We start from the raw sequence: 22,295 nt of genomic DNA on the forward strand, positions 1-22,295 counted from the left end.
GAGGGTTTCCCTCAGCCCAGGAGCTCTCGCAGGCGGCGATCGACCAGCGCGCCCGACAGCTCGTCGAGCCGCGCGACGAGAGTGGTCAGGTCACCGATCTGACCGATCCGATCAACGAGCGCGCTCGTCGCAGCCACCGGATCGTCGCCGAGGTCGACGTCGACCAGCAGCGGGCAGTCGACGGCGCCGCCCTCGGGCTCCGGCGGAAGCTCGGGGGTCCAGCAACCGACCTCGAGCACCAGCCGCCCGGAGGCGCCGACACCCTCGACCCGCGGGTCGACGTACCAGAAGAGGTCACCGACCGCGAGACGCAGATGCCCCTTGCGCGCCTTGGCGCCGCGCGCCTTCAGCGTCTTCACGACCGAGGCCCTGGTCCGCGCCACCACAGCGCACCTCCTCGACGATGGACCGGCCGACGCGCAGCCGACACACAAAAGGGAAAGGACGGCGTACGTCCTTTCCCTCTCCAAGGTATAGCGCAGTGGGGGGCTTGCGGCAAGGCCCCCTTCGAGGGGCACCATCTGCGGGTCCTCCATCCTCGACACACCGGAGCGAGCCCCGTTGCCCAGCAGCACCTTCGCCCTTCCCGCCGACCATATCGCGAAGTCCGACCCCGCCCTGACCGGCGCCGATGACCACCACTTCGACACGATCGCCCCGACCCTCGAGGAGACCCGTCAGGAGCTCACCGAACGCCTCCGGCAGGCCAGGCACGCGACCGGGGTCGAGGGGCAGGAGGCGTTGGACCGGGACCAGGAGGTCCGCCGACTCTCGTCGCGGCTGCGTACCTTGCAGCGCTACGAGCGCGACCTGTGCCTGGGCCGGATGGTGACGCGGGACGGCACGAGGATCTACGTCGGACGCCTCGGCCTCGCCGACCGCTCCGGCCGACGGCTGCTGATCGACTGGCGCTCCCCCGCGGCCGAGCCGTTCTTCGCCGCCACCCACGCCGATCCGATGGGACTGGTCAGCCGACGTCGCTACCGGTGGGCGGCGGGGCTGATCACCGACTACTGGGACGAGGCCTTCAGTGACGCTGCCGTCACCCCGGCCCTCGACCCCGACAGCGCCTTCATCGCCAGCCTCGGCGCGGCCCGCACCGACCGGATGCAGGACGTCCTGAGCACCCTGCAGTCCGACCAGCACGCCATCATCCGCGCCAGCTCCACCGGCACCCTCGTGGTCGATGGCGGGCCGGGCACGGGCAAGACCGTGGTCGCACTGCATCGGGCCGCCTACCTTCTGCACGCCGACCCGCGGCTGCGTGAGGGCCGTGGCGGAGTCCTGGTCGTCGGTCCGCACCGGCCCTACCTGCGCTGGGTGGCCGACGTGCTTCCCGGCCTCGGCGAAGAGGGGGTGCTGGCCTGCACCCTGGCCGACCTCGTCCCTGGCGGAGGGGCCCGGGACCCGGAACCCGATCCCGAGGTCGCTCGGCTGAAGGCGAGCGCCGCGTTGGTCGGCGCGATCGACCGGGCCGTGGCGATCTACGAGGAGCCTCCCGTCGCCGGTCTCGAGGTGAGTACACCGTGGGCCGACGTCTGGGTCGGTCCGGCTGACTGGGTCGAGGCGTTCGACGCGCCTGATCCCACCACCCCGCACAACGCGGCCCGCGAGGAGGTCTGGGACGCCCTGCTCGACGTCCTCGTCGACAAGCTCGAAGAGGTCGAGGACGTCGCCGAGGAGACCCTGCGCCGAGCGCTGAGGCGCAGCCCCGAGCTGATCGAAGCAGTCCACGGCGCGTGGCCGATGCTCGAGCACACCGACGTGGTGGCCGACCTGTGGGCGGTTCCGGCCTACCTGCGCCTGTGCGCCGGGTGGCTGTCGCCCGACGAGGCCCGCCTGTTGCGCCGGCCGGAGGGCAGTGCATGGACCGTGGCAGACCTGCCGCTGCTGGATGCGGCCCGCCGACGCCTCGGTGACCCTGACGTCTCCCGGCTGCGCCGGCGTCGTGAGCTCGCAGCCGAGGCCGAGCGGGACGACCGCGCCGCGGTGGTCGACGACCTCATCCGCTCCGACGACTCGACGATGCAGGTGATGTCGATGCTGCGCGGGCAGGACCTGCGCGAGGCCCTCGTCGACCCGGACGCAACAGCGCTCCCACCGCCCGACGGTCTGGTCGGTCCGTTCGCGCACGTCATCGTCGATGAAGCCCAGGAGCTGAGTGACGCCGAGTGGCAGATGCTGATCGCCCGCTGCCCCTCGCGCAGCTTCACCGTGGTCGGCGACCGCGCCCAGGCGCGGGACGGCTTCACCGAGACCTGGTCGGAGCGACTCGGGCGGGTGGGCCTCGACCGGCTCGACCAGGTACGGCTGACGATCAACTACCGGACGCCGACCGAGATCATGGCGGAGGCGGAGCCGGTGATCCGTGCCTTCCTCCCCGACGCCAACGTCCCGACGTCGGTCCGCTCGAGCGGCGTACCCGTGCGTCATGGTCGGGCCGACGCGCTCGACGCCGTGCTCGACGAGTGGCTCACCACCCACCCGGAGGGCACCGCTTGCGTGCTCGGGTCCCCTCAGCCGGCAACGACGCGGCCACGCGTCCGGTCGCTCACACCGGCGCTCGCGAAGGGGCTCGAGTTCGACCTGGTGGTGTTGCTCGACCCGGCATCACTCGGGAGCGGCCTCGCCGGCGCCGTCGACACCTACGTGGCGATGACCAGGTCCACCGGCGAGCTGGTGATCCTCACCTGAGCACCCTCAGGCGTCGAGCGCCTCCATGTCCACCTCGTAGGCGCCCTGGATGATGAACCTCGTCAGGAACAGAGCACATGTAACGTTCATCGCAGGAGGTCACCACCCATGAAAGCCGGAATCTACGCACGCATCAGCCTAGACGCGGCAGGGGACGGCATGGGCGTGGCCCGGCAAGAGGAGCTGTGTCGAGCGCTTGCCGACCGCAAGGGCTGGGAGGTTGTCGAGCTGTACGTGGACAACGACGTGAGCGCCAGCAGCACCAAGGAGCGGCCCGAGTACACGCGCATGCTCAGCGACCTTGAAGCGGGCACCATCAGCGCCGTAGTCGTCTACGCCATCGACCGCCTGACTCGACGACCGATGGAGCTGGAGACCTTCATCGACCTGACCGAACGCCTGAACGTGTCCCTGGCGAACGTCGCCGGTGAGATTGACCTTGCGACGCCGATGGGCCAAGCCCAAGCTCGGATGATGGGTCTGGTTGCACGCCTGGAAGCCCAGAGCATCGGCAAGCGAGTGCGAGACAGAAGCTGCAACGCGCCATGCAGGGCATCCCCCACAAGGGCAGGCATCGGCTGTACGGCTACGACTCGGACTGGCAGACGAAGCCCGATGAGGCCGCCATCGTCCGCGAGATGTTCCAGAGGAGAGCACGAGGCGAGTCGACAACCTCCATTGCGCGAGACCTGACCACGCGCGGCGTCAAGACGGTCAGCGGCCGCGACTGGACCAGCGGAGTGTTGGGCGAAACCCTGACGAAGCATGTCTATGCGGGGAAGGTCACCTTCAAGGGCGAAGTCGTCGCGGACAGCATCTACCCGGCGCTGGTGGACCTCGACACGTTCAACGCAGCACAGTCGAACCTCGCCAACGATTCGGCCGGTACCAACACGCGCCGATATCTGTTGAGTGGCATCCTGCGCTGCGAGCACTGCCTCTCTCCCATGAAGGGCAACCCCTCCAACCAGATGTACCGCTGCTCCACCACCTACGGCGGCTGTGGACGCCTTTCGGTGCGCATCACCCTTGCCGACCACTGGGTGACGTGGGCAGCCATGCAGCGCGCCAACCTGACGCCCAAGCGACAGTCGCCGACCCGCGACTACGACGCTGAGATTGCCGCCGCCGACGCCGCGGTACTCAAGATTCAGGCGGACTACCGAGCGGGCATCTACACGCTGGCCGAGGCCAAGCCCCTGCTCGACGCGGAGCGGACCAAGGCGCGAGAGGCAGCACAGTCGAAGGCAAGAGCCGCGCCACGTACCAACTTCGCGACGCAGAAGTACCTCGACTACCACCGCATGAACCTTGCCCAGCAGCGCGCCTTCATCAGCTCCCACATCACGGGCGTCGTTGTCGGTCCCGCCGTCAGCAAGGGCAACCAGCCGTTCGACCCCTCTCGGTTCCTCTGCGAGTACCCAGACGGCACCAAGGAGCGGCTGGAACGTCCGGTCGATGACCCGGAGTGGTAGCTGAGAGCTCTCAGAATGCCCTACACAGGCCGCGCATTAATCCAGTGGACACGAGGGCCACTGACGAGGCTGCGATTTTCAGAGAGCCTTTCTTCGGCGTCGGACCAGCAGCCCGAATATGGTAAAATAGATGTGGTATACTGAAGTAGTTGGGTAGTCCATGACCACCCAAGCGGCCCGACCGAAACGGGAGCAAGACGGCCGCGAGTCTGCATCACGCACGGGTCTTCGGAGCGCCGCCCGTGCAGAGCCCTTCGGGAGCCGACCAGCCAGCACGCTGGGTAGGTGCAGATGCCAGCCCGCGCTAGGTCCGACGGAGAACGTCGGCTCGGCAACTGGCCCTCACGCGATGCGCGATTCTGACAGTGACCGCCTGCGGCACACGCGATACCAACCACCGACGAGGACCAACTGGGTGCGAGACCCAGCCATCGGAGACAACTTCCAGATGGGCAGATACGCCGCTCACTGAACAGACGCGACCCGTCTCAGTAGGTAGGGCGACGTATGCCCATCTTCAACAACCACAGACCAATCGGGACCTACACAGGGAAGGACATTGCCGGGTTGCGACGGTAGGTTTCAGGCAGCGGCTGAAGCGCCTCCGCGGCCTGCTCGCGGATACGAGCGCCCCACTCTTCGAGCAACGCGACGAAGTCCCCGACGTCCACGAAGTCCCCCTCCTCGTCGTCATCAGCGAAGTCGTAGCGAGCCTCAACCTTGTCGCCAACGAGTCTCAGCAACGTGATGTTGCCGTACGTGAACGGCCGCTCGTCGTTGTTGAGTTCTGCCTGACGCAAGCCCTTCAGAGCGACGTCGACCCAGTAGGTTGACGGCCCGCTCCCGCGCGCTCCTCGTGGCGGGAGGGACGAGATGCTGTCGTCGAGAGCTTCGTTGAACAGAGGCCCAGCCGACGGAAGCTGGGCATCGACCTGACCATCTTCCCGAACGGTGAACAGGCGCTCCATGACGCCATCATGCACGACCTCAGGCAGCCGCCGCATCCAAGTTCGCGGAGGTGAGTACCGCCTTCACGGTGCTGGGATACCACCGCGCGCCGCCGCGCGCGGTCGCGACGCAGTCGCGGTTGAGCGAGTCCGCGATAGCGGCGAGCGTCTCCCCCTCGGCGCGAGCAGAGACGATGCGGTCGGTCACGGCGGCCGGTAGCGTCCGAGGACGACCAAGGCGCTTCCCCTGGCGCTTCAGTTGCTGCAAGGCCGCACTGGTGCGAGCACCGATGAGCCGACGCTCATACTGCGCGAAACAGGCCATGACGCTGGCCATCAGCTCACCTGATGCCGTCGTCGTGTCGAGAGCGAGGTCCAGAACGACCAACTGCCAGCCCTCGACGCGAGCGCGCTCCATCAGCATCGCGAAGTCGAGCAACGAGCGGCTGAGTCGGTCGAGCTTCGACACCACCAGCACCGACGCCTCTCCCCTGCTCAGCATGCCGAGTGCACCCGCGATGCCCGGACGGGACAGGTTCTTCGCCGAGAAGCCCTCGTCCGAGACGTACTCGACATCAGACCACCCACGACGAGCGGCCTCGGCTGCGATGACCTCACGCTGGTCAGCCAGCCCCAGGCCCGACACGCTCTGCTCCTCAGTGGAGACGCGGAGGTAGGCCAGCACGGTGGCGGAGCGCTTCTTCATACGCTGAGATTACACTAAACGGACATTTAATGTATCTGCACAGGGGCGGCAAGGTCCGAGTACCGGATGAGCGCGTGCTGCAACAGGTCGAAGACGAGGGAAGCCAGCGGTTCAAGTCGACGCTCATCCAACGTGAGAAACAGGCCCACTCCACCGGGTATCAGTTGGGCGTCAGTCGGCGTCGTCAGTCGAATCATGGGCCAACTGCGACCGTGTGCGAAGGCAGACGCCTCGCGCCATCGGGCGCGAGCAGCCTCGCGAGTCCAGTTGTCCAGTTCGATAGCCGCGTTCGCAACCGTCTCCGAGTAGGCGAACGAGGACGATACCTGGGTAGGCGCGATGCCCAGCCGAACTGCCAGCTCGACGGTCTCCCGAGCACGCTCGGCACCCGACTTGCCGTTGCCAGTCGGAACGAAGGCGGTATCGCGCTCCCACCTCTGACGCTCCTGATAGTCGTGGTGCCAGACCTTCAGGGCACGCGCACGCCGCGCCTTCCGCGCTTCCGGCGCCATCACCCAGACCGACGTCGCGACCGACTCGACGGCTCCCCTGAGCAACGTCCAGGGAGCGTTGACCGTGATGGTGCCGCGCTCTCGCACGACAAGGTCGCGAAGGGTGATGACGTGGTCCAGACACGACACAATCCCGTTGTTGACGATGATGGAGACCCACCGACCGTCAAGGCCCTGGTCATCACGCCTCAACTCGCTGTCGGGCGCTAGTTCTCCCAGCCCCAACGCCATGTTCTCGACGTCGTCGCTGTCCGCGAGAGAGCCGGCCATCTCGAACAACGGCAGCAAGAACGACAGCTCAGCAATCGACATCTCAGACCCCAACTTCAACCGCGCCGCCCGCGCGCCGCTTCGCGCGCACAGCGTCGCCGCCTCAGTCGTCGGAACGCAACCCAGTTACCAGCACGCCCGGGTCGACATCCAAGGCCGCCGCGAGGCGCAGGATGTTCCGCAGAGTGAGGTTCGCCTGGCCGCGCTCGATACGACCGATGAACGACCAGTGGAGTGCCGTGCCCTCGGCAAGGCGCTCCTGCGAGAGCCCGAGTTCATGCCGACGCTCGCGTACGCGTTCTCCAAGGATGCTGGCGGCCTCTGGCGCAGATGTCTTCGGCACACACCAACCCCATCCGGCTGAGTCGCAAACGACCAGAGACCAGATGTTTCAGCATTTTAGACATGTGACGTATACGTCTCGATAGGGTTGGGCACATGCTCACGAAAGTCGCGACCGCCCTCGGCGCGGTAGTTCTACTGCCCCTGCTCTCCGCCTGTGGCGGAGGAAGCAGCGACAGCCTCGATGACGACTCGACCGACTGGAGTCAGCTCTGCGGCACCTTGCGAGTCATCGCGGCAGATGACGACGAGTCGAGCGAGCGACGCGCCAAGGCCCTCGACCGCATCAGCGAGAACTGCTGAGCCCATCGGGGCACAGCTTCACACGAAGGAGACAGCTCCATGGCACTTGGCGAGAGCCAGATGTTCTGCATCGACTGCAACCAGCCAGTCCTGGCGGTACTGGCGGGCATGGCACGCACTCCGCACTGCCCGCAATGTGGCCGCCGCTTCACCATGAAGGACAACTTCAAGCACGCAGCTCGCATGGCCGAGTGGAAGCGCGGCCGGTAGCGGCGTTGATGGGCGCACTATCCAGACGCCACGTTCCACGCGCGGAGCGCGCATCATGCGTGTCCGACGATTCTTAACATTCGCCTCGAGAAGAACCGGGCGATGCCACGTTAAGACGGCCCGAGCGCAGGGCAGCGCCACGCCCGTGTTTCGAGCGTCCATGCCCGCGAAGCTCGCTGCGGTGCGAGACCTAGCCTCGCTAGAGTGCGACAAGGGGCCGGGACATCGTCAGTGTCCCGGCCCCTCTCAGTAGAACTTCCCCGCTCTACTACTTGCCGCGCTTCTTCCCGGCGTCGTCGCGCTTCTCGCGCCAACGGCCGTCCTTGTTGCGGTCACGCTCCTGCGTGCCGCCACCCTTCTTCGGGACCTGCGGGGGCTGGTGCTTTGCCATCAGTACTCCTTAGCCGGGAGCCGCCCGGACCGGACGCCCAGCACAGGGCGCAGGCCCATTATCACACATGAATCACAACCGTGTAGTTTCCAGTTGCGACACTCCGTCCGGGTTCAGGTGGCCACCGGTCGTGGGCCCCAACAGCACCGTCACAGTCCTCCGGCACACGCTGCCGAAGCAGCCGCCTACGACAGCGGCTCCTTCCACTCATCGTGGTCACCCGTGAACCACCAGACGCCGTCGAGGAACTCCAACTCATCCGCGAGCGAACCAAGCGGCTCTCCCAGTTCGGACACCAGCACGTACTCAGCAACCTGCTCAACGGTCCATCCCGAGTCAACGACACGCCGCAGCCTGACCGGCCCCCTCACGCCACGGTCCTCGCCCGTGAAGTCCGAGGTGAACACGAGGCAGAAGGTGTCATCCGACTCGACCCACGAGTCCAGCACTCTCAGGCCCGAACCCATGGTGTTCTCAGCACCTGCCAGCACGAGGGCAAGCGCCCGCTGAGCACGCGAGCCGGTCGCGTCCGGGGCGTTCATGTCGTTCCGTTGTTCCCCTGGTTCATCCAGTCCGGGCGGACCCACTCGCGGAACATCCACAGGCCCTCACTCAGGTTCAGCGGTCCGCACATGATGCGGAAGTCGTCCCCTTCAACCCATGCGTGCACCCAGTCATGTTCAGCGCGCTCGACGGTCACCCGCTCGAAGGGGCGGTCCGACAACCACGAACCTACGAGGGAGATTCGGACGCTCCAGCCTGGATTATCGAGCGTGTCGATGGAGACGCCGTAGCTGTGCTCCCAGTCGCCGTCACAGTTGGACATGTACCAAGCCTGCAGCCATGCCAACTGTGACCCGCCGTCATCGAACCAGTCACGGGGCGCCTGCGGTTCCTGCTTTCCCTTGCCGAACATCAGGCGTCGATGTCCTCGTAGGTTAGATGTCCTCCATTGGCTACGATGAACTCCTTGCGCGGCGCGACCTCGGCACCCATCAGCAGCTCGAAGATCTCGGAGGCCATCTCGAGCTCGTCGACGGTCAGGCGGCGCAACGTACGACGACGGGGGTCCATCGTCGTCTCGGCCAGCTGGTCGGCATCCATCTCACCGAGGCCCTTGTAGCGCTGGACCGGGTCCTTCCACCGCACGTTCTTCTTCTTCAGCTCAGCGAGCTTGCGCTGCAACTCGTCGTCCGAGTAGGTGTAGACGTACTTGTCCTGGCCCTTCTTCGGGTTCGAGATCTCGATGCGGTGCAGCGGGGGCACGGCGGAGTAGACGCGACCGGCCTTGACCAGGTCGGGCATGTACTTGAAGAACAGGGTCGCGAGCAGCGTGCGGATGTGGGCGCCGTCGGAGTCGGCGTCGGCCATGAAGATGATCCGGCCGTAGCGGCGGGCATCGAGGTCGAAGGTGCGCCCCGAGCCGGCGCCGACCACCTGGATGATCGAGGCACACTCGGCGTTCTTGAGCATGTCGCCGACCGACGCCTTCTGGACGTTGAGGATCTTGCCTCGGATCGGCAGCAGCGCCTGGAACTCGGCGTTGCGGGCCAGCTTGGCCGTGCCGAGCGCCGAGTCGCCCTCGACGATGAACAGCTCGGAGCGGTCGTTGTCGGTGGAGCGGCAGTCAGCCAGCTTGGCGGGCAACGTCGAGGGCTCCAGCGCGTTCTTGCGACGCTGGGTCTCCTTGTGCTGTCGAGCCGCGAGACGGGTCTTGGACGCGGCGACGACCTTCTCCATCAGCAGCTTGGCCTGGGCCTTCTCGGCCCGCTTGGTCGAGGTCAGGAACTCCTTGAGCTCGGCCGCCACGACCTTGCGGACCACGGTGCGTGCGGCCGGGGTGCCGAGGATCTCCTTGGTCTGGCCCTCGAACTGCGGCTCGGCCAGGCGCACCGTGACGACGGCCGTCATGCCTTCGAGGATGTCGTCCTTGGTGACGTCGTCGTCATTGACCTTGAGCGCCTTGGAGGCTCGCATCGCCTCGTTGAAGGTCTTGGTCAGGGCACCTTCGAAGCCGGAGACGTGCGTGCCGCCCTTGGGGGTCGCGATCACGTTGACGAACGACTTCACGGTGGTCTCATAGCCGGTGTCCCAGCGCACCGCGATGTCGACGTGCAGCTCGCGCTCGACCTCCTGCGGCGTCATGTGGCCCTTGTCGTCCAGGAGCGGCACGGTCTCGGTGAAGGTGCCCGCGCCCTGGAGCCGCAGGATGTCCGTCACGGGCTCGCCGGCGGAGAGGAACTCGACGAACTCGGTGATGCCGCCCTCGTGGCGGTAGGTGTCGTCGATGCCCTCGGCCCCGTCGACATTGCGCTGGTCGCGGATCCGCAGGCCCAGGCCCGGCACGATGTAGGACGTCTGCCGGGCCCGGCCGATCAGCCCGTCGAGGTCGACCCGGGCGTCCTTGGTGAAGATCTGGCGGTCGGGCCAGAACCGGACGCGGGTCCCGCTCCTGCCCTTGGCGACCCGCTTGCCCTTGCGGCTCAGACCGTTCTGCGGGGTGAACGCCGCGTCCGGGCCGTCGGTGTCGAAGACCCCGGGCACGCCACGCTGGAACGAGATGCCCTGCTCGGCCGGGGAGCGTTCGACGTCGATGTCCATCCGGCTCGAGAGCGCGTTGACGACCGAGAGGCCCACGCCGTGCAGGCCGCCGGTCGCGACATAGGAGCCGCCACCGAACTTGCCGCCGGCATGGAGCTTGGTCGCGACGACTTCGACTCCGGTGAGCCCGGTCTTGGGCTCCTTGTCGGTCGGGATCCCGCGGCCGTCGTCGTGCACCTCGACCGAGCCGTCCGGGTGCAGCACGATCTCGACGTTGCGCGCGAAGCCGCCGAGGGCCTCGTCGACGCCGTTGTCGATGATCTCCCACAGGCAGTGCATCAGCCCGCGGGTGTCGGTGGAGCCGATGTACATCCCCGGACGCTTCCGCACGGCTTCCAGTCCCTCCAGGACCAGCAGGTGGGCGGCGTTGTAGGTGTTGTCGGCGATGACCGGCTCCTTCTCCCGTGCATGTCGGTGCGCTCGGCGGCGCACCTCGTCGGTCGACGCGGCGAGCGTCGTACGAGGGGAAATCTACCCGCGACACGCCGGTGACCGGTGCAGGCACACGGAGCCGGACCGGTGCACGATGACCGACATCGGCAGTGTGGCCGGTCGAGCCACGCAACACTGCACGATCGGATGATCACAGGGGTGTTTCAAGCGTTGGAAAATCGATCCACGGACCTGATCCGAATGATTGGATGAAGGTGACGTGAAAGTGGAATGGACCACATGGAGACGGGAATCTTTGTTCCAGTCGCTACGTTGATCCAGGCAGTGACCGATCAGACCGATGAAGTCACTGACGACCCAGAGAGAGGCCGAGATGACGACTGCTATTGCTCCTAGCGCCCCGCTCACCGCGGAGGACCGCTGCGACCGTTGTGGCGCCCAGGCCTACCTTCGCGTCGAGCTCGTGTCCGGCGGCGAGCTCCTCTTCTGCGCCCACCACGCCCGCGAGCACGGCGAGAAGCTGAAGGCCGTCGCGGCCACCGTCCACGACGAGACCCACAAGCTGACCGACAAGCCGGTGCCCGCCGCCGACTGACGTCGACCTGCTGATCGTGGCCCCGGGGTTCCCCCCGGGGCCACGGCGCTTTTTCGGGGGACGGCCCTATCGTGGGCCCCGGAGGCACCCATGGGCGGACTGACCGGACGGCTCGGCGTGCTCGCGCTGACGGCGAGCCTGGCATGGGGCTGCACGACGCCGTCGGATCCCCCCGCGGAGCCCACCGACGGTCGACCGGCCGGTCCGGACGCCACCGGGGCGGGTCCTCGCGAGCCGCTCGTGGTGGCCGTGCATGCGACCCACCCGGCGCCGGCGCTGACCCTTGCCCAGGCCGAGGCGCTCGCCGCCGGCGAGGTCGACACGTGGCGGACGCTCGACGGCAGCAGTCGCCCGCTGCGCGCCGTGACGACGCTGCGCGACGTCCGGTCCGACCGCGACGCCGTCGCCGTGCTGCCCGCCTCCGAGGTCGACGCGACGGTGCAGGTGGCCCGGGTGGCGGGCGTCGACCCGCTGCGCCGCCCGTCGGCGTACCCGCTCCTCGTCGACGGGCCCGCACCCCCTGCGGTGACCACGCTGACGATCGTCGGCGACGTGATGCTCGGCCGGCGGGTGGGCACCCGAGCGGCTGAAGCCGGCGACCCCAGCCTGCCGCTGCGGCCACTGTCCGGTCGGCTCCGGTCGGCGGACCTGACGATCGGCACGCTGGAGAGCACGCTCTCCGGCGACGGGCCGCCGCAACAGGGCGGCGACTCCTTCACCGCTCCCCCGGCCGTGCTGACCGGCCTGGAGGCGGCGGGCTTCGACGCGCTCTCGCTCGCGAACAACCACGCCGGCGACTTCGGTGAGCGAGCCCTGCTGCAGACCCTCGACCTCCTGGCGGACAGCCCGATCGAGTCCTTCGGCGCCGGCCGCGACCTCGCCAGCGCGGGTCGTGCGTTCACCGCGGAGCGCAACGGCGTTCGCTTCGGGGTGATCGGTTTCAACGCCATCGGCGAGACCCCACGGGCCACGCCCGGGCAACCCGGGGCGCTGTCGATCCGGATGCCTCCACGGACCGGCCCGCTGGTCGAGCGCGACCTCACCCACGTCGAGGGACTCGTCCGCCGCCTCGACCAGGAGGTCGACGTGGTCGTGGTGCTGCCGCACTGGGGCACGCAATACACCCACGTCGCCGAGCCGATCCAGGGCCGGGTGGCCCGGCGGCTCGTCGACGCCGGTGCGGAGCTGGTGGTGGGCGGCCACCCGCACTGGGTGCAGGGCACCGAGTGGTACGACGGAGCGCTGGTCGCCCACTCGCTCGGCAACTTCGTCTTCGACATGGACTTCATGACCGAGACCCAGCAGGGCGTCGTGCTCGAGGTCGTGCTCTGGGGCAGCGAGGTCAAGGGGTTCCGGCTCGTCCCCTATGTGATGGACGGATCGTTCGCACCACGGCGGGTGGACGGCCCGGTCGCTGACGACATCCTCGACGACGTGTGGCGCCACAGCACCGGGCCTCTCCTCAGGCCGTGAGCCTGGATCCACGCTGAGCTGGTCAGCCCCGCAGCCAGGCCAGCACCACACGCCCGGCCCGCCGCAGCTGCGCGACACTGACCACGGCCGGCAGGTCGTCCGCGGAGTGATAGCCGGCATAGGGCGAGCTCCCGATCCGCAGCCCCGGCAGTCCCGCTCGCACGAACGACCAGTGGTCACTGGACCGCTGCCCGGTCTCCGCGACGTGAGGCACCCTCGCGCGTTCTGCCGCGCGGACCAGTGCCGTCGGTGGCTGCTCGGTGGCGCTGCCCAGAGGCACGACCGTCCCCACCCCTACCCGGTCGAGCGACAGCATCCCGCCCAGCGCCGACCGCTGGGCGGGCTCGAGCAGGGCGACGTAGTGCCGGGAGCCGTAGTGGTGGTCGTCGTTGCCCGGCCCACGCGGCTCCTCGGCGCCGAAGAGCACGAGCACGGTGGGCAGCCGCGACCGCAGTTCGATCTCGGCGAGCGCGAGGACCACCCCGACGCCCGAGGCGTTGTCCTCCGCCCCCGGCGCGACGGCCACCGTGTCGAGGTGGGCGCCGACGACCAGGTGGGGACGCGTCGGGTCGAAGCCCGGCGGCTCGGCGACCACGTTCTGACTGCGCCCGGCCGCGACCGCCACGCCCCACGAGTCGCCGGCCGGCACGTCGAAGTGCTGGCGTCGTACGACCCAGCCAGCAGCGTCCAGCCGCTGCGCCGACCAGTCCGCAGCCCGGCGGAACGCGGGCCCGGTCGCCAACCGCGGGCCGATCCGCCCGGCGAGGTGCTCCACGACGTCGTACGCCGTCCGGGCATCGAAGGTCGACGGCCTGGCCGGCGCGCTCGTCGGTGTCGCCGAGGGATCGGCGGCCGACGATGACGCCGACGGCGTCGGCGCCGGTCGGTGGGGCGTGTCGGTGCAGCCGGTGGCGGCCAGCGCTGCCAGGAGGACCGCAGCCGTCCTCGCCCGCACCGGAAGGCCCGTGCTCAGCGCGAGGCGACCGCGGCCTGGACCGCGGCGTGCCACTGGTCGAGGTCAGGGACGAACCACGCGAGGTCGCCGGTCGTGGTGTGCACGACCAGGTGGGTCTGCCCGCCGACGAAAGAGCCGGCGAAGGTGCGCGCGGTGCTGACGCCCGTGACGCTCGCCAGGTCCACGTCGACCGGGCGACCGATGACCATCCGGCACAACAGCCGGGTGGGGGTCAGCGCCAGCGTGCCGTTGCCCTTGACCCGCGGGTGCTCGCCGGTCGAGCCCCGATAGCTGGCCGAGGCGGGGCCGAGCAGCACCTGCTCGCCCCCGATCGCCTCGGCGAGGTCACTGCGCGCGGCGTCGGCACGCCCGCCCAACAGCGCGCCGAGCACGGTGCGCAGGACGGCCATGGGTCGTCGCTCAGTCGAGGTAGTCGCGCAGGACCTGGGAGCGCGAGGGGTGCCGGAGCTTGGACATGGTCTTGGACTCGATCTGGCGGATCCGCTCGCGGGTCACGCCATAGACCTTGCCGATCTCGTCGAGGGTCTTCGGCTGGCCGTCGGTCAGACCGAAGCGCATGCTGACCACGCCCGCCTCGCGCTCGGAGAGCGTGTCGAGGACAGCGTGCAGCTGCTCCTGCAGCAGCGTGAAGCTCACCGCGTCGGCCGGCACGATCGCCTCGGAGTCCTCGATCAGGTCACCGAACTCGGAGTCGCCGTCCTCGCCGAGCGGGGTGTGCAGCGAGATCGGCTCGCGGCCGTACTTCTGGACCTCGACGACCTTCTCCGGCGTCATGTCGAGCTCCTTGGCGAGCTCCTCCGGGGTGGGCTCGCGGCCCAGGTCCTGCAGCATCTGCCGCTGGACGCGGGCGAGCTTGTTGATGACCTCGACCATGTGCACCGGGATGCGGATGGTGCGGGCCTGGTCGGCCATCGCGCGGGTGATGGCCTGACGGATCCACCACGTGGCGTAGGTCGAGAACTTGTAACCCTTGGTGTAGTCGAACTTCTCGACCGCGCGGATCAGACCGAGGTTGCCCTCCTGGATCAGGTCCAGGAAGAGCATGCCGCGCCCGGTGTAGCGCTTGGCGAGAGAGACGACGAGACGCAGGTTGGCCTCGAGGAGGTGGTTCTTGGCCCGCTTGCCGTCCTCGGCGATCCACTCGAGCTCGTCGAGCATCTTCGGGCTGATCTTGCCGCCCTTGCCGAGCTTCTCCTCCGAGAACAGGCCGGCCTCGATCCGCTTGGCGAGCTCGACCTCCATCTCCGCGTTGAGCAGCGGGACCTTGCCGATCTGCTTGAGGTAGTCCTTGACCGGGTCGGCGGTCGCGCCGGCGACCATGACCTGCTGGGCCGGCTCGTCGGTCTCGTCGGCCGCGGAGACGACGAACGACGAGGTGGCGCTCGCCTCCTCCTCCGCCTCCTTCAGGGTCGGGTCGTTCGCCTGGTCCTTCTCGAACTCCTCGTCCGGGACGTCGGCGAGCACCTTCTTGCCGTCGGGCCCGACCGCGGGTGCCGCGACCTTGACCTCGTCGAGCACGACCTCGGCCGTCTCGCCGGTCTTCTTCGCCGCGGCCTTCTTGGCCGGAGCAGCCTTCTTGGCGGGCGCCGCTGCGGCCTTCTTGGCCGGAGCTGCAGCAGCCGCCTTCTTGGCCGGCGCCGCCTTCTTCGCGGTCGAGGCGGTCGCGGTCGCGGTCTTGCGGGCAGCGGCCGCGACGGCGCGCTGCTCGACCGGAGCACCGAGCTCCACGGAGATGCCCTGGCCAGCGAGGTGGCCCATGAGGCCCTTCAGCTGGGCGGGTGCCACCTCAGCGGCCGCGAAGGCCGTGCGCACATCCTCGGCAGTGACACTGCCGGCGCGCTCGCCCTGCTCGATGAGCGAGGCGATGGAGGGGTGGCGGAGCAGAGCGGGTGGGACGGAACGGTTCGAGGACACGAACACCTCTCGATGCATGTTCTAGTGATGCATTTCTCGTCATGGGCGCGGCGAGGCCCGGAGGCGTCAAGGCCGCTCGGTCATTCTGCCACGGCACCGAAAGGACTACGGCAATCGGGTCAGGCCTTTGCCTTCGCCGCCGCCTTCATCTGCTTCTTGTGATCCCGCACCTTCTGCAGGGAAACGGGATCGACGACGTCGGCCACCGAGCGGAAGCCGTCGAGGGCGTAGTCGCCTGCGGCCTTCTCCCACCCGTCGGGTCGGACGTCGAGCTGCTTGGCCACGAGCGCGGTGAAGATCTTCGCCTTCTGGGCGCCGAAGCCCGGGAGGGCCTGGAGTCGCTTCATCAGGTCCTTGCCGCTGGCTGCCTCGGTCCAGATGCGGGAGGCGTCGCCGTCGTAGTCCTCGACGACGATGCGGGCGAGCTCCTGCAGGCGCGCCGCCATGGACCCGGGGAACCGATGGATCGCCGGCGTCTCGGCGCACAGCGCCGCGAACTCCTCCGGGTCGGCCGCGGCGATGGTCGCGGGATCGAACGAGCCGAAGCGGCCCACGACCTTGTGCGGACCGAGGAAGGCGTGCTCCATCGGGTACTGCTGGTCGAGCATCATCCCGATCAGCAACGCGAACGAGTTGGTGGTGAGCAGCTCGTCGGCCGCGGCGTCGTCGGTGATGTGGATGGCCATGCGGCCGATCCTCTCAGACCCGGATCCGGGTCACTCGACTACGAGCCCCAGTCGAGGAGGATCCCGCCAGTCACGACAGCGACGAACCACCACACGAACGCGACGACCCCGAAGGCGAGCACCAGCCGCGGCCGCTCGCTCCACCAGCGGAAGCAGAGCAGCAGCAGGACCAGCCAGGTGAAGGTCAGCGCGATCGCTGCCGGTGTCGGGATGCTCCAGAAGGCCCAGACGTAGAGGAAGAGCGAGGCGAGGACGAGACCCACGCCGATGAACGGCAGCGGGGAGATGACCTCACCCGTCGCGGGATCGACCGCGACGGACTTGATCCGGCGGCGGCGGGAGAACACCATCGCGGCGCGCGGGTCAGTCGGCGTCCGCGGCGGGAGCGGCGTCGTCGTTCCACACCGGGTCGTTGTCCCACGCCTCGGTCCGCTCGGCGGCCTTCTCCAGCGCCCGGGCCGCCTCGGCCTCGGTCGGGTAGGGGCCGAGACGGTCCTTGTTGGGGCAGCCCTCGACACCCTCGACCACGTGATGGGTCAGGCAGAACCAGAACTCGCTGTCACCGGTCATGACCCGAACCTACTCCCCCGCCGCCGCCCCCGCCGCGGGCCCAGCGCCCAGCGCGCCTGCGGAGGCAACATCCGTGTTACCTGACGTGAGTAGGGTCCGGACATGAGCACGATGTTCGACGGCTACGGGGCGGCGACGGGGGGCGGCCCCGCCTATGACGAGATGTTCGACGGTGACCAGCTGCGCTCGCCGTACCTGCGGCTGCGGGACTCGCTCGACAAGATGACGACGCCCGAGCTCAGCAGCCGGGTGGAGGCGCTCCAGGCCAGCTATCTCGACCAGGGCATCACCTTCGACATCGGCGGCGAGGAGCGGGCGATGCCGCTCGACATCCTCCCCCGGGTCATCGAGATGGACGCCTGGTCGGTCGTCGAGCGCGGGGTGCAGCAGCGGGTCCGGGCGCTCGAGGCCCTCCTCGCCGACGTGTACGACGCCGGGCACGTCTTCGACGACGGCGTCATCCCGCGCCGGGTGATCACCACAAGCTCGCACTACCACCGGCAGGCCGCGACCGTTCGGCCCGCCAACGGCGTCCGGGTGCACGTCTCCGGCATCGACCTGATCCGCGACGACAACGGTGAGTTCCGGGTGCTGGAGGACAACGTCCGGGTGCCGTCCGGCGTGTCCTACGTGATGACGAGCCGGCGGGCCATCTCGGCCGCGCTACCCGAGACGATCGCGCAGCACCGGATCCGGCCGGTGGCCGGCTATCCGCAGAAGCTGCTCGCGGCGCTGCGGGCCGCCGCGCCCGCCGGTGTCGCCGACCCCACGGTCGTCGTACTGACCCCCGGCGTCTACAACGGCGCCTACTTCGAGCACACGCTGCTGGCCCGCACCATGGGTGTCGAGCTGGTCGAGGGCCGCGACCTGGTGTGCCGGCGCGGCGAGGTCATGATGCGCACGACCAAGGGCCTCGCGCCGGTGCACGTGATCTATCGGCGCCTCGACGACGAGTTCCTCGATCCGGTGCACTTCCGGGCCGACTCGATGCTCGGGTGTCCCGGGCTGATCGACGCCGCCCGCGCCGGCAACGTGACCCTCGCCAACGCGGTGGGCAACGGCGTCGCGGACGACAAGCTCGTCTACACCTACCTGCCCGACATCATCCGCTACTACCTCTCCGAGGAGCCGGTGATCCGCAACGTCGACACCTGGCGGTGTGGTGAGCCCACGCACCTCGAGGAGGTGATGGACCGGCTCGACGAGCTCGTCCTCAAGCCGGTCGACGGCTCGGGCGGCAAGGGGATCGTGATCGGCCCGCGAGCCTCGCGCGAGGAGCTCGACGACCTGCGGGCCAAGGTGCTCGCCACGCCCCGGGACTGGATCGCGCAGCCGGTCGTGCAGCTCTCGACCGTGCCCACCTTCGTCGACGGTGAGCTCGGCCCCCGCCACGTCGACCTCCGGCCGTTTGCCGTCAACGACGGCAGCAAGGTGTGGGTGCTGCCGGGTGGCCTGACCAGGGTCGCGCTCGGCAAGGGCGAGCTGATCGTCAACTCCTCACGCGGCGGCGGCACGAAGGACACCTGGGTGCTGGCGGGGCCGACCGGACCCGAGCTCCAGCAGCAACAGCAGTCGCAGGGGGTGGGCTGATGCTGAGCCGGATCGCCGAGTCCCTCTTCTGGATCGGCCGCTACATCGAGCGGGCCGACGACACTGCCCGGATCCTCGACGTGCAGACCCAGCTGATCCTCGAGGACAGCACCGTGGACGAGCCCCAGACCTGCCGCGACCTGCTGTCCTGCATGGGGGTCGAGCCCGAGGACGCCGCGACCTTCGGGGTCGATCTCACCGGTGCGGTGACGATCGAGCAGGTGCTGCGTCTGCTCGCCTACGACCCGGGCTCGCCGTCGTCGATCGCCGGCACCATCATGGCCGCGCGCGAGTCGGCCCGCGGGGCGCGGGAGACGCTGACCGTCCCGCTGTGGGAGGCGATCAACACCACGTGGCGCCCGATCCCGACCGGACACTTCGAGACCCTGCGGCCGCCGTACGTCTTCCAGTGGGTGCGCGAGCGGGCCGCCCTCATCTCGGGCACCGCGGACGCGACCATGGCGCGCGACGAGGGCTGGCAGTTCATCCAGCTCGGGCGGAGTATCGAGCGCGCCGACATGACCTCGCGGCTCGTCGCGACCACGGCGCTCTCCGCGGGCACCGGGCAGTGGACGTCGGCGCTGCGCGCCTGCGGGGCGTACGACGCGTTCCTGCGCACCTATCGCGGCGTGGAGACCGAGCGGGCCGCCGCCGAGTTCCTCCTGCTCGACCGCCTGTCGCCCCGCTCGGTCGTCTTCGCGCTCAGCCGGGCCCAGTTCTCGCTCGAGGGCATCGACCCCCAGCCGCCGCGGGCCGGCTTCCAGGACGAGGCGAGCCGGCTGATCGGCCGGATCAAGGCCGAGCTGGAATACCGCTCGCTCAGCGACCTGGTGGACGACCTGCCCCACGAGATGGAGCGTCTGCAGCGCACCTGCGCGGCTGCCACGGATGCGATCAGCCGGCGCTACTTCGCCGGCGCCGAGGCCGTGTCCTGGAAGGGGGTCGGACTCTGATGGCGATGCAGCTGAGGATCGTCCACACGTCCCAGTACGAATACGACGGGCGAGCGGTGGCGTCCCACAACCAGGCGCGGATGACGCCGGTGACGACGCCCGAGCAGATCGTGGTCCACCACCGCATCGATGTGAGCCCGAAGCCATGGACGGCCAGCTACACCGACTACTTCGGCACGCAGGTCACGTCGTTCGAGGTCGTCGACCCGCACGACACGATGACGGTGACGGCCACGTCGACCGTCCAGGTCAACCGCGCAGGGACACCGGAGCCGACGACCGGGTGGGCCGCCTACGACACGGCCGAGATCGCGGACCGCTGGACCGAGTACCTCGTGGTGTCCGAGGCCGTCGCGCCCCCGGCCGACCTTGCCGCCAGGCTCGAAGAGATCCGGGCGGCCTCAGCCCTGCCCGGCGACGCGGCCCGGGCCGTCGTACGGCTGGTGCACGAGGAGATCGAGTTCCTTCCGGGGGCCACCGACGTCGAGTCGCCGGCCGCCGCCGCGTGGGAGCAGCGGGCCGGGGTCTGCCAGGACATGGTGCACCTCGCGATCGGCGGGCTCCGCATGCTCGGCATCCCTGCCCGCTACGTCTCCGGCTACGTCCACCCCGTCGAGGAGCCCGTCGTCGGCGACAAGGTCGCCGGCGACTCGCGCGCCTGGCTGGAGTGGTGGGACGACGGCTGGCAGGGCTTCGACCCCAGCACCGACACCGCACCCAACGACCGCTACGTCGTCATCGGCCACGGCCGCGACTACGGCGACGTCCCCCCGCTGCGCGGCATCTACTCCGGCGCCACGACCTCCGAGCTCGACGTGACGGTGGAGATCACCCGGCTCGAGTGAGAGGACGGGTCAGCGCACCCGCTCGTAGAAGGAGACCCGGACGTCACCCAGGGGCTTGCCCCCGACCTGTCGGATCCGCACGGCCTCGCCGGCCGAGACGACCTGCTGCAGCGACGCGCTCTCGCCGGCGGAGATCCTCACGCCCGGCCGATCGCCGAAGGTCACGTCGATGAGCCTCTCGCCCGTCCCGGCCGTCATCACCGCCAGGATCTCGCCACGACCCTCGGGTGCGAGCTCCGCGACCTGCTCGGCGCGGCTGCTGTCGGCGACGTGGACGAGTCGCCACACCCGACCGTCGTGCTCGAGCGTCGTCGGCGCAGGGCCCCGCGGAGCCGGCGCATAGGCGTCGAGGGAGTAGATCCCGACCGCCACGACCATGTCGTCGTCGACCACCGCCGACCCACCGGACCTGATCTCCACCCGCACCGAGACGTCCTCGCCGACGCGGGTCGGGAAGTCGCTGCCACCGTGGGCTGCCGGGTCCAGCGGCGTACGGTCGGCGCAGCCGCCGCCGGCGGTGATCGCCGGACGGCCGCCCAGGTCGAGGACCGTGTCGGCTGCCTCCGGTCCGCCGATGCAGAAGAGCTTGACGGCAACGCCGGGGCCGTCGGCCGTGGCCGGGAGGTCGATCTCGCCCTGGCCCGGCTCCCCCACCACCGCAGCGAGCAGGTGACCGCCGGCGAACTCCTCACGGAAGGTGATGCCGTCGCGGGTGTAGCCCGCCGGCCGTTCACCGGTGGCCCGATAGACGGCGATGCCCGGGGTGCCGCTCGCTGCCTCGATCACGACCTGTCCCCCGTCCCCGGCGGGCACCAGGGTGAAGTCACTGAAGTCGGCGGCATCCGTGGACCACGGATCGACCACGAGGTCGCCGGAGAGGGTCACCCGGTCGTCGTCGCCGGACGTGGCCCAGCTGACGAGGCGGCTCTGGTCGGAGGCAGGAAGGTCGAGCACGGCCCGGCTGCCCTTGCCGGACACGGTGTCGACCAGCTCGTAGGTGAAGCCGAGGCTGTCCATGGTGTCGGGCACGTCGACCCCGACCAGTGAGGTGGGCTCGGGGCCCTCGTCGCCGCCGAGACGGGGCAGCACGACGGCCGACCCCGCGACCACGACGGCGGCGGCCAGCGCACCGGCGGCCGCCGTACGACGACGGCGGCGGATCGCGGCGATCCGGCGATGGACGGCGGCGGGCTGGGCAGGAGCGAGGTGGTCGTCGACGGAGGCAGCGCGGTCGTCGAGGACGCGGCGGAGCTCGTTGAGGTCGTTCATCGCAGGTCCTCCGGGGTGCCGTCGTGCAGGGAGAGGGTGGGGTCGATGCGGAGCTTGGCGAGCGCCTTGCTCTGCTGGCTCTTGACGGTGCCGACCGAGCAGCCGAGCAGCTCCGCGGTCTGGGCCTCGGAGAGGTCCTCGAAGAAGCGGAGCACGATCACCGCCCTCTGGCGCGGCGGCAGGGTTTCCATCGCCCGCCACAGGTCCGTGGCAGACGCGACCGACTCTGCCTCCGAGCGAGCGGTCCCGGCGGTCTCGGGCAGCTCGTCGGAGGGCCGCTCCCCGTGCCACTTGCGCCGCCACCAGGTGGCGTAGGTGTTCACGAGGATCTTGCGGACGTAGGGCTCGGGGTCGCCGTCGATCCTGCGCCAGGCGAACCACGCCTTGGCCAGGGCCGTCTGCAGCAGGTCCTCGGCCAGGGCGTGGTCGTGGGTGAGGAGATAGGCGGTGCGCAGCAGCGGCGCCGAGCGCGCGACGACGAACGTGTCGAAGTCGTCCCGGGACGGCCGCACGCGCGTCCTCCCCCCAGGTGCCTCGTTCCGAGTGGACACCGGGTCCGGTGTCGTCGAGGTGATCATGT

At 69.2% G+C, this 22,295-nt stretch carries 26 protein-coding genes and 1 pseudogene; 10 read left to right on the forward strand and 17 right to left on the reverse strand.

What is annotated here, in order from left to right; translation table 11 throughout:
• Positions 1-11: 11 nt before the first annotated feature.
• Positions 12-383 (reverse strand): hypothetical protein, encoded by a 372-nt coding sequence (locus E9934_RS07110; protein ID WP_136562189.1) that lies wholly within the window; start codon positions 381-383, stop codon positions 12-14.
• A 178-nt stretch (positions 384-561) separates the two neighbouring features.
• Here E9934_RS07110 and helR point away from each other — a divergent pair, with 178 nt between their 5' ends.
• From helR to E9934_RS07125, 3 genes and pseudogenes are all read left to right on the forward strand, one after another.
• Entirely contained in the window at positions 562-2,694 is a 2,133-nt protein-coding gene (gene helR, locus E9934_RS07115) for an RNA polymerase recycling motor ATPase HelR (protein WP_238694813.1), read from the forward strand.
• Positions 2,695-2,802: 108 nt separating this feature from the next.
• Positions 2,803-3,210 (forward strand): annotated as a pseudogene (locus E9934_RS20565) (recombinase family protein); the annotation flags it as partial.
• Between the two features lie 29 nt (positions 3,211-3,239).
• Entirely contained in the window at positions 3,240-4,169 is a 930-nt protein-coding gene (locus tag E9934_RS07125; RefSeq protein WP_136562192.1) for a recombinase family protein, read from the forward strand.
• 542 nt (positions 4,170-4,711) lie between these two features.
• On the opposite strand, the gene E9934_RS07130 is transcribed toward E9934_RS07125, so the two are convergent.
• The 4 genes from E9934_RS07130 to E9934_RS07145 all read right to left on the reverse strand — a co-directional run bounded on the left by E9934_RS07130 (position 4,712) and on the right by E9934_RS07145 (position 6,947).
• Complete coding sequence (locus E9934_RS07130) at positions 4,712-5,137, reverse strand: hypothetical protein (RefSeq protein WP_136562193.1); 426 nt, start codon at positions 5,135-5,137, stop codon at positions 4,712-4,714.
• A gap of 19 nt (positions 5,138-5,156) precedes the next feature.
• Entirely contained in the window at positions 5,157-5,822 is a 666-nt protein-coding gene (locus tag E9934_RS07135; protein ID WP_136562194.1) for a recombinase family protein, read from the reverse strand.
• Positions 5,823-5,848: 26 nt separating this feature from the next.
• Positions 5,849-6,646, reverse strand: a complete 798-nt coding sequence (locus E9934_RS07140) for a hypothetical protein (RefSeq protein WP_136562195.1) — start codon at positions 6,644-6,646, stop codon at positions 5,849-5,851.
• A gap of 61 nt (positions 6,647-6,707) precedes the next feature.
• Positions 6,708-6,947, reverse strand: a complete 240-nt coding sequence (locus tag E9934_RS07145) for a helix-turn-helix domain-containing protein (protein WP_193556880.1) — start codon at positions 6,945-6,947, stop codon at positions 6,708-6,710.
• Between the two features lie 95 nt (positions 6,948-7,042).
• On the opposite strand from E9934_RS07145, the gene E9934_RS07150 reads away from it, so the two are divergent.
• Positions 7,043-7,249, forward strand: coding sequence for a hypothetical protein (locus tag E9934_RS07150; protein WP_136562196.1), 207 nt, complete (start codon positions 7,043-7,045; stop codon positions 7,247-7,249).
• Between the two features lie 39 nt (positions 7,250-7,288).
• Complete coding sequence (locus E9934_RS19555; RefSeq protein WP_158294955.1) at positions 7,289-7,459, forward strand: hypothetical protein; 171 nt, start codon at positions 7,289-7,291, stop codon at positions 7,457-7,459.
• A gap of 268 nt (positions 7,460-7,727) precedes the next feature.
• On the opposite strand, the gene E9934_RS20430 is transcribed toward E9934_RS19555, so the two are convergent.
• The 4 genes from E9934_RS20430 to E9934_RS07165 all read right to left on the reverse strand — a co-directional run bounded on the left by E9934_RS20430 (position 7,728) and on the right by E9934_RS07165 (position 10,763).
• Positions 7,728-7,850 (reverse strand): hypothetical protein, encoded by a 123-nt coding sequence (locus E9934_RS20430; protein WP_275106619.1) that lies wholly within the window; start codon positions 7,848-7,850, stop codon positions 7,728-7,730.
• 185 nt (positions 7,851-8,035) lie between these two features.
• Positions 8,036-8,392 (reverse strand): hypothetical protein, encoded by a 357-nt coding sequence (locus E9934_RS07155; protein ID WP_136562197.1) that lies wholly within the window; start codon positions 8,390-8,392, stop codon positions 8,036-8,038.
• Positions 8,389-8,766 (reverse strand): immunity 53 family protein, encoded by a 378-nt coding sequence (locus E9934_RS07160; RefSeq protein WP_136562198.1) that lies wholly within the window; start codon positions 8,764-8,766, stop codon positions 8,389-8,391. The genes E9934_RS07155 and E9934_RS07160 overlap by 4 nt, the downstream gene beginning before the upstream one ends.
• On the reverse strand, positions 8,766-10,763 hold the full coding sequence (locus E9934_RS07165; protein ID WP_136562282.1) for a DNA gyrase/topoisomerase IV subunit B: 1,998 nt from the start codon (positions 10,761-10,763) through the stop codon (positions 8,766-8,768). Before E9934_RS07165 ends, E9934_RS07160 begins: the two co-directional genes overlap by 1 nt.
• A 454-nt stretch (positions 10,764-11,217) precedes the next feature.
• Between E9934_RS07165 and E9934_RS07170 the strand changes: the two genes are divergently transcribed.
• Positions 11,218-11,439 carry a DUF7455 domain-containing protein gene (locus E9934_RS07170; protein ID WP_136562199.1) on the forward strand — a complete coding sequence of 74 codons (222 nt, stop codon included), beginning with the start codon at positions 11,218-11,220 and terminating at the stop codon, positions 11,437-11,439.
• Positions 11,440-11,529: 90 nt separating this feature from the next.
• Positions 11,530-12,912, forward strand: a complete 1,383-nt coding sequence (locus tag E9934_RS07175; protein WP_136562200.1) for a CapA family protein — start codon at positions 11,530-11,532, stop codon at positions 12,910-12,912.
• Between the two features lie 22 nt (positions 12,913-12,934).
• Here the strand turns inward: E9934_RS07175 and E9934_RS07180 are convergent, their stop codons facing one another.
• From E9934_RS07180 to E9934_RS07205, 6 genes are all read right to left on the reverse strand, one after another.
• Positions 12,935-13,867: a M28 family metallopeptidase gene (locus tag E9934_RS07180; RefSeq protein WP_136562201.1), complete on the reverse strand. Its 933-nt coding sequence runs from the start codon at positions 13,865-13,867 to the stop codon at positions 12,935-12,937.
• 14 nt (positions 13,868-13,881) lie between these two features.
• Positions 13,882-14,277 carry a hypothetical protein gene (locus tag E9934_RS07185; protein ID WP_136562202.1) on the reverse strand — a complete coding sequence of 132 codons (396 nt, stop codon included), beginning with the start codon at positions 14,275-14,277 and terminating at the stop codon, positions 13,882-13,884.
• A 10-nt stretch (positions 14,278-14,287) separates the two neighbouring features.
• Positions 14,288-15,808 (reverse strand): RNA polymerase sigma factor, encoded by a 1,521-nt coding sequence (locus E9934_RS07190; protein ID WP_136562283.1) that lies wholly within the window; start codon positions 15,806-15,808, stop codon positions 14,288-14,290.
• Positions 15,809-15,921: 113 nt separating this feature from the next.
• A complete protein-coding gene (locus E9934_RS07195; protein ID WP_136562203.1) occupies positions 15,922-16,488 on the reverse strand; it encodes an HhH-GPD-type base excision DNA repair protein in 567 nt (188 codons plus the stop codon).
• Between the two features lie 38 nt (positions 16,489-16,526).
• Complete coding sequence (locus E9934_RS07200; protein ID WP_136562204.1) at positions 16,527-16,838, reverse strand: hypothetical protein; 312 nt, start codon at positions 16,836-16,838, stop codon at positions 16,527-16,529.
• Between the two features lie 13 nt (positions 16,839-16,851).
• On the reverse strand, positions 16,852-17,058 hold the full coding sequence (locus E9934_RS07205; RefSeq protein ID WP_136562205.1) for a hypothetical protein: 207 nt from the start codon (positions 17,056-17,058) through the stop codon (positions 16,852-16,854).
• Positions 17,059-17,160: 102 nt separating this feature from the next.
• Here E9934_RS07205 and E9934_RS07210 point away from each other — a divergent pair, with 102 nt between their 5' ends.
• Genes E9934_RS07210 through E9934_RS07220 form a run of 3 tightly spaced genes read left to right on the forward strand, consistent with a single transcriptional unit; the run spans position 17,161 to position 20,446 of the window.
• A complete protein-coding gene (locus E9934_RS07210; RefSeq protein ID WP_136562206.1) occupies positions 17,161-18,648 on the forward strand; it encodes a circularly permuted type 2 ATP-grasp protein in 1,488 nt (495 codons plus the stop codon).
• Positions 18,648-19,601, forward strand: coding sequence for an alpha-E domain-containing protein (locus E9934_RS07215; protein WP_136562207.1), 954 nt, complete (start codon positions 18,648-18,650; stop codon positions 19,599-19,601). Before E9934_RS07210 ends, E9934_RS07215 begins: the two co-directional genes overlap by 1 nt.
• Positions 19,601-20,446 (forward strand): transglutaminase family protein, encoded by an 846-nt coding sequence (locus E9934_RS07220; RefSeq protein WP_202977225.1) that lies wholly within the window; start codon positions 19,601-19,603, stop codon positions 20,444-20,446. The genes E9934_RS07215 and E9934_RS07220 overlap by 1 nt, the downstream gene beginning before the upstream one ends.
• Positions 20,447-20,455: 9 nt before the next feature.
• Here E9934_RS07220 and E9934_RS07225 read toward each other — a convergent pair whose 3' ends face one another.
• Together E9934_RS07225 and E9934_RS07230 are read right to left on the reverse strand one after the other, a co-directional pair.
• Positions 20,456-21,715, reverse strand: coding sequence for a hypothetical protein (locus tag E9934_RS07225; RefSeq protein WP_136562208.1), 1,260 nt, complete (start codon positions 21,713-21,715; stop codon positions 20,456-20,458).
• The gene (locus tag E9934_RS07230) at positions 21,712-22,227 is read right to left on the reverse strand and encodes a SigE family RNA polymerase sigma factor (RefSeq protein ID WP_238694814.1); all 516 of its coding nucleotides are present in this window, start codon (positions 22,225-22,227) and stop codon (positions 21,712-21,714) included. Before E9934_RS07230 ends, E9934_RS07225 begins: the two co-directional genes overlap by 4 nt.
• Between the last annotated feature and the right edge of the window lie 68 nt (positions 22,228-22,295).

The organism is Nocardioides caeni, assembly GCF_004912195.1.
Taxonomy (GTDB): domain Bacteria; phylum Actinomycetota; class Actinomycetes; order Propionibacteriales; family Nocardioidaceae; genus Nocardioides; species Nocardioides caeni.

What these genes read in the sequence shown, in the direction of transcription:
- E9934_RS07200 (WP_136562204.1), bottom strand. Translation starts at nt 16,838, where the DNA reads ATGGTGTTCTCCCGCCGCCGCCGGATCAAGTCCGTCGCGGTCGATCCC.
- E9934_RS07210 (WP_136562206.1), top strand. Translation starts at nt 17,161, where the DNA reads ATGAGCACGATGTTCGACGGCTACGGGGCGGCGACGGGGGGCGGCCCC.
- E9934_RS07205 (WP_136562205.1), bottom strand. Translation starts at nt 17,058, where the DNA reads ATGACCGGTGACAGCGAGTTCTGGTTCTGCCTGACCCATCACGTGGTC.
- E9934_RS07140 (WP_136562195.1), bottom strand. Translation starts at nt 6,646, where the DNA reads ATGTCGATTGCTGAGCTGTCGTTCTTGCTGCCGTTGTTCGAGATGGCC.
- E9934_RS07195 (WP_136562203.1), bottom strand. Translation starts at nt 16,488, where the DNA reads ATGGCCATCCACATCACCGACGACGCCGCGGCCGACGAGCTGCTCACC.
- E9934_RS07225 (WP_136562208.1), bottom strand. Translation starts at nt 21,715, where the DNA reads ATGAACGACCTCAACGAGCTCCGCCGCGTCCTCGACGACCGCGCTGCC.
- E9934_RS07150 (WP_136562196.1), top strand. Translation starts at nt 7,043, where the DNA reads ATGCTCACGAAAGTCGCGACCGCCCTCGGCGCGGTAGTTCTACTGCCC.
- E9934_RS07185 (WP_136562202.1), bottom strand. Translation starts at nt 14,277, where the DNA reads ATGGCCGTCCTGCGCACCGTGCTCGGCGCGCTGTTGGGCGGGCGTGCC.
- E9934_RS07160 (WP_136562198.1), bottom strand. Translation starts at nt 8,766, where the DNA reads ATGTTCGGCAAGGGAAAGCAGGAACCGCAGGCGCCCCGTGACTGGTTC.
- E9934_RS19555 (WP_158294955.1), top strand. Translation starts at nt 7,289, where the DNA reads ATGGCACTTGGCGAGAGCCAGATGTTCTGCATCGACTGCAACCAGCCA.
- E9934_RS07175 (WP_136562200.1), top strand. Translation starts at nt 11,530, where the DNA reads ATGGGCGGACTGACCGGACGGCTCGGCGTGCTCGCGCTGACGGCGAGC.
- E9934_RS07215 (WP_136562207.1), top strand. Translation starts at nt 18,648, where the DNA reads ATGCTGAGCCGGATCGCCGAGTCCCTCTTCTGGATCGGCCGCTACATC.
- E9934_RS20430 (WP_275106619.1), bottom strand. Translation starts at nt 7,850, where the DNA reads ATGGCAAAGCACCAGCCCCCGCAGGTCCCGAAGAAGGGTGGCGGCACG.
- E9934_RS07220 (WP_202977225.1), top strand. Translation starts at nt 19,601, where the DNA reads ATGGCGATGCAGCTGAGGATCGTCCACACGTCCCAGTACGAATACGAC.
- E9934_RS07135 (WP_136562194.1), bottom strand. Translation starts at nt 5,822, where the DNA reads ATGAAGAAGCGCTCCGCCACCGTGCTGGCCTACCTCCGCGTCTCCACT.
- E9934_RS07130 (WP_136562193.1), bottom strand. Translation starts at nt 5,137, where the DNA reads ATGGAGCGCCTGTTCACCGTTCGGGAAGATGGTCAGGTCGATGCCCAG.
- E9934_RS07170 (WP_136562199.1), top strand. Translation starts at nt 11,218, where the DNA reads ATGACGACTGCTATTGCTCCTAGCGCCCCGCTCACCGCGGAGGACCGC.
- E9934_RS07125 (WP_136562192.1), top strand. Translation starts at nt 3,240, where the DNA reads ATGCAGGGCATCCCCCACAAGGGCAGGCATCGGCTGTACGGCTACGAC.
- E9934_RS07165 (WP_136562282.1), bottom strand. Translation starts at nt 10,763, where the DNA reads ATGTACATCGGCTCCACCGACACCCGCGGGCTGATGCACTGCCTGTGG.
- E9934_RS07155 (WP_136562197.1), bottom strand. Translation starts at nt 8,392, where the DNA reads ATGAACGCCCCGGACGCGACCGGCTCGCGTGCTCAGCGGGCGCTTGCC.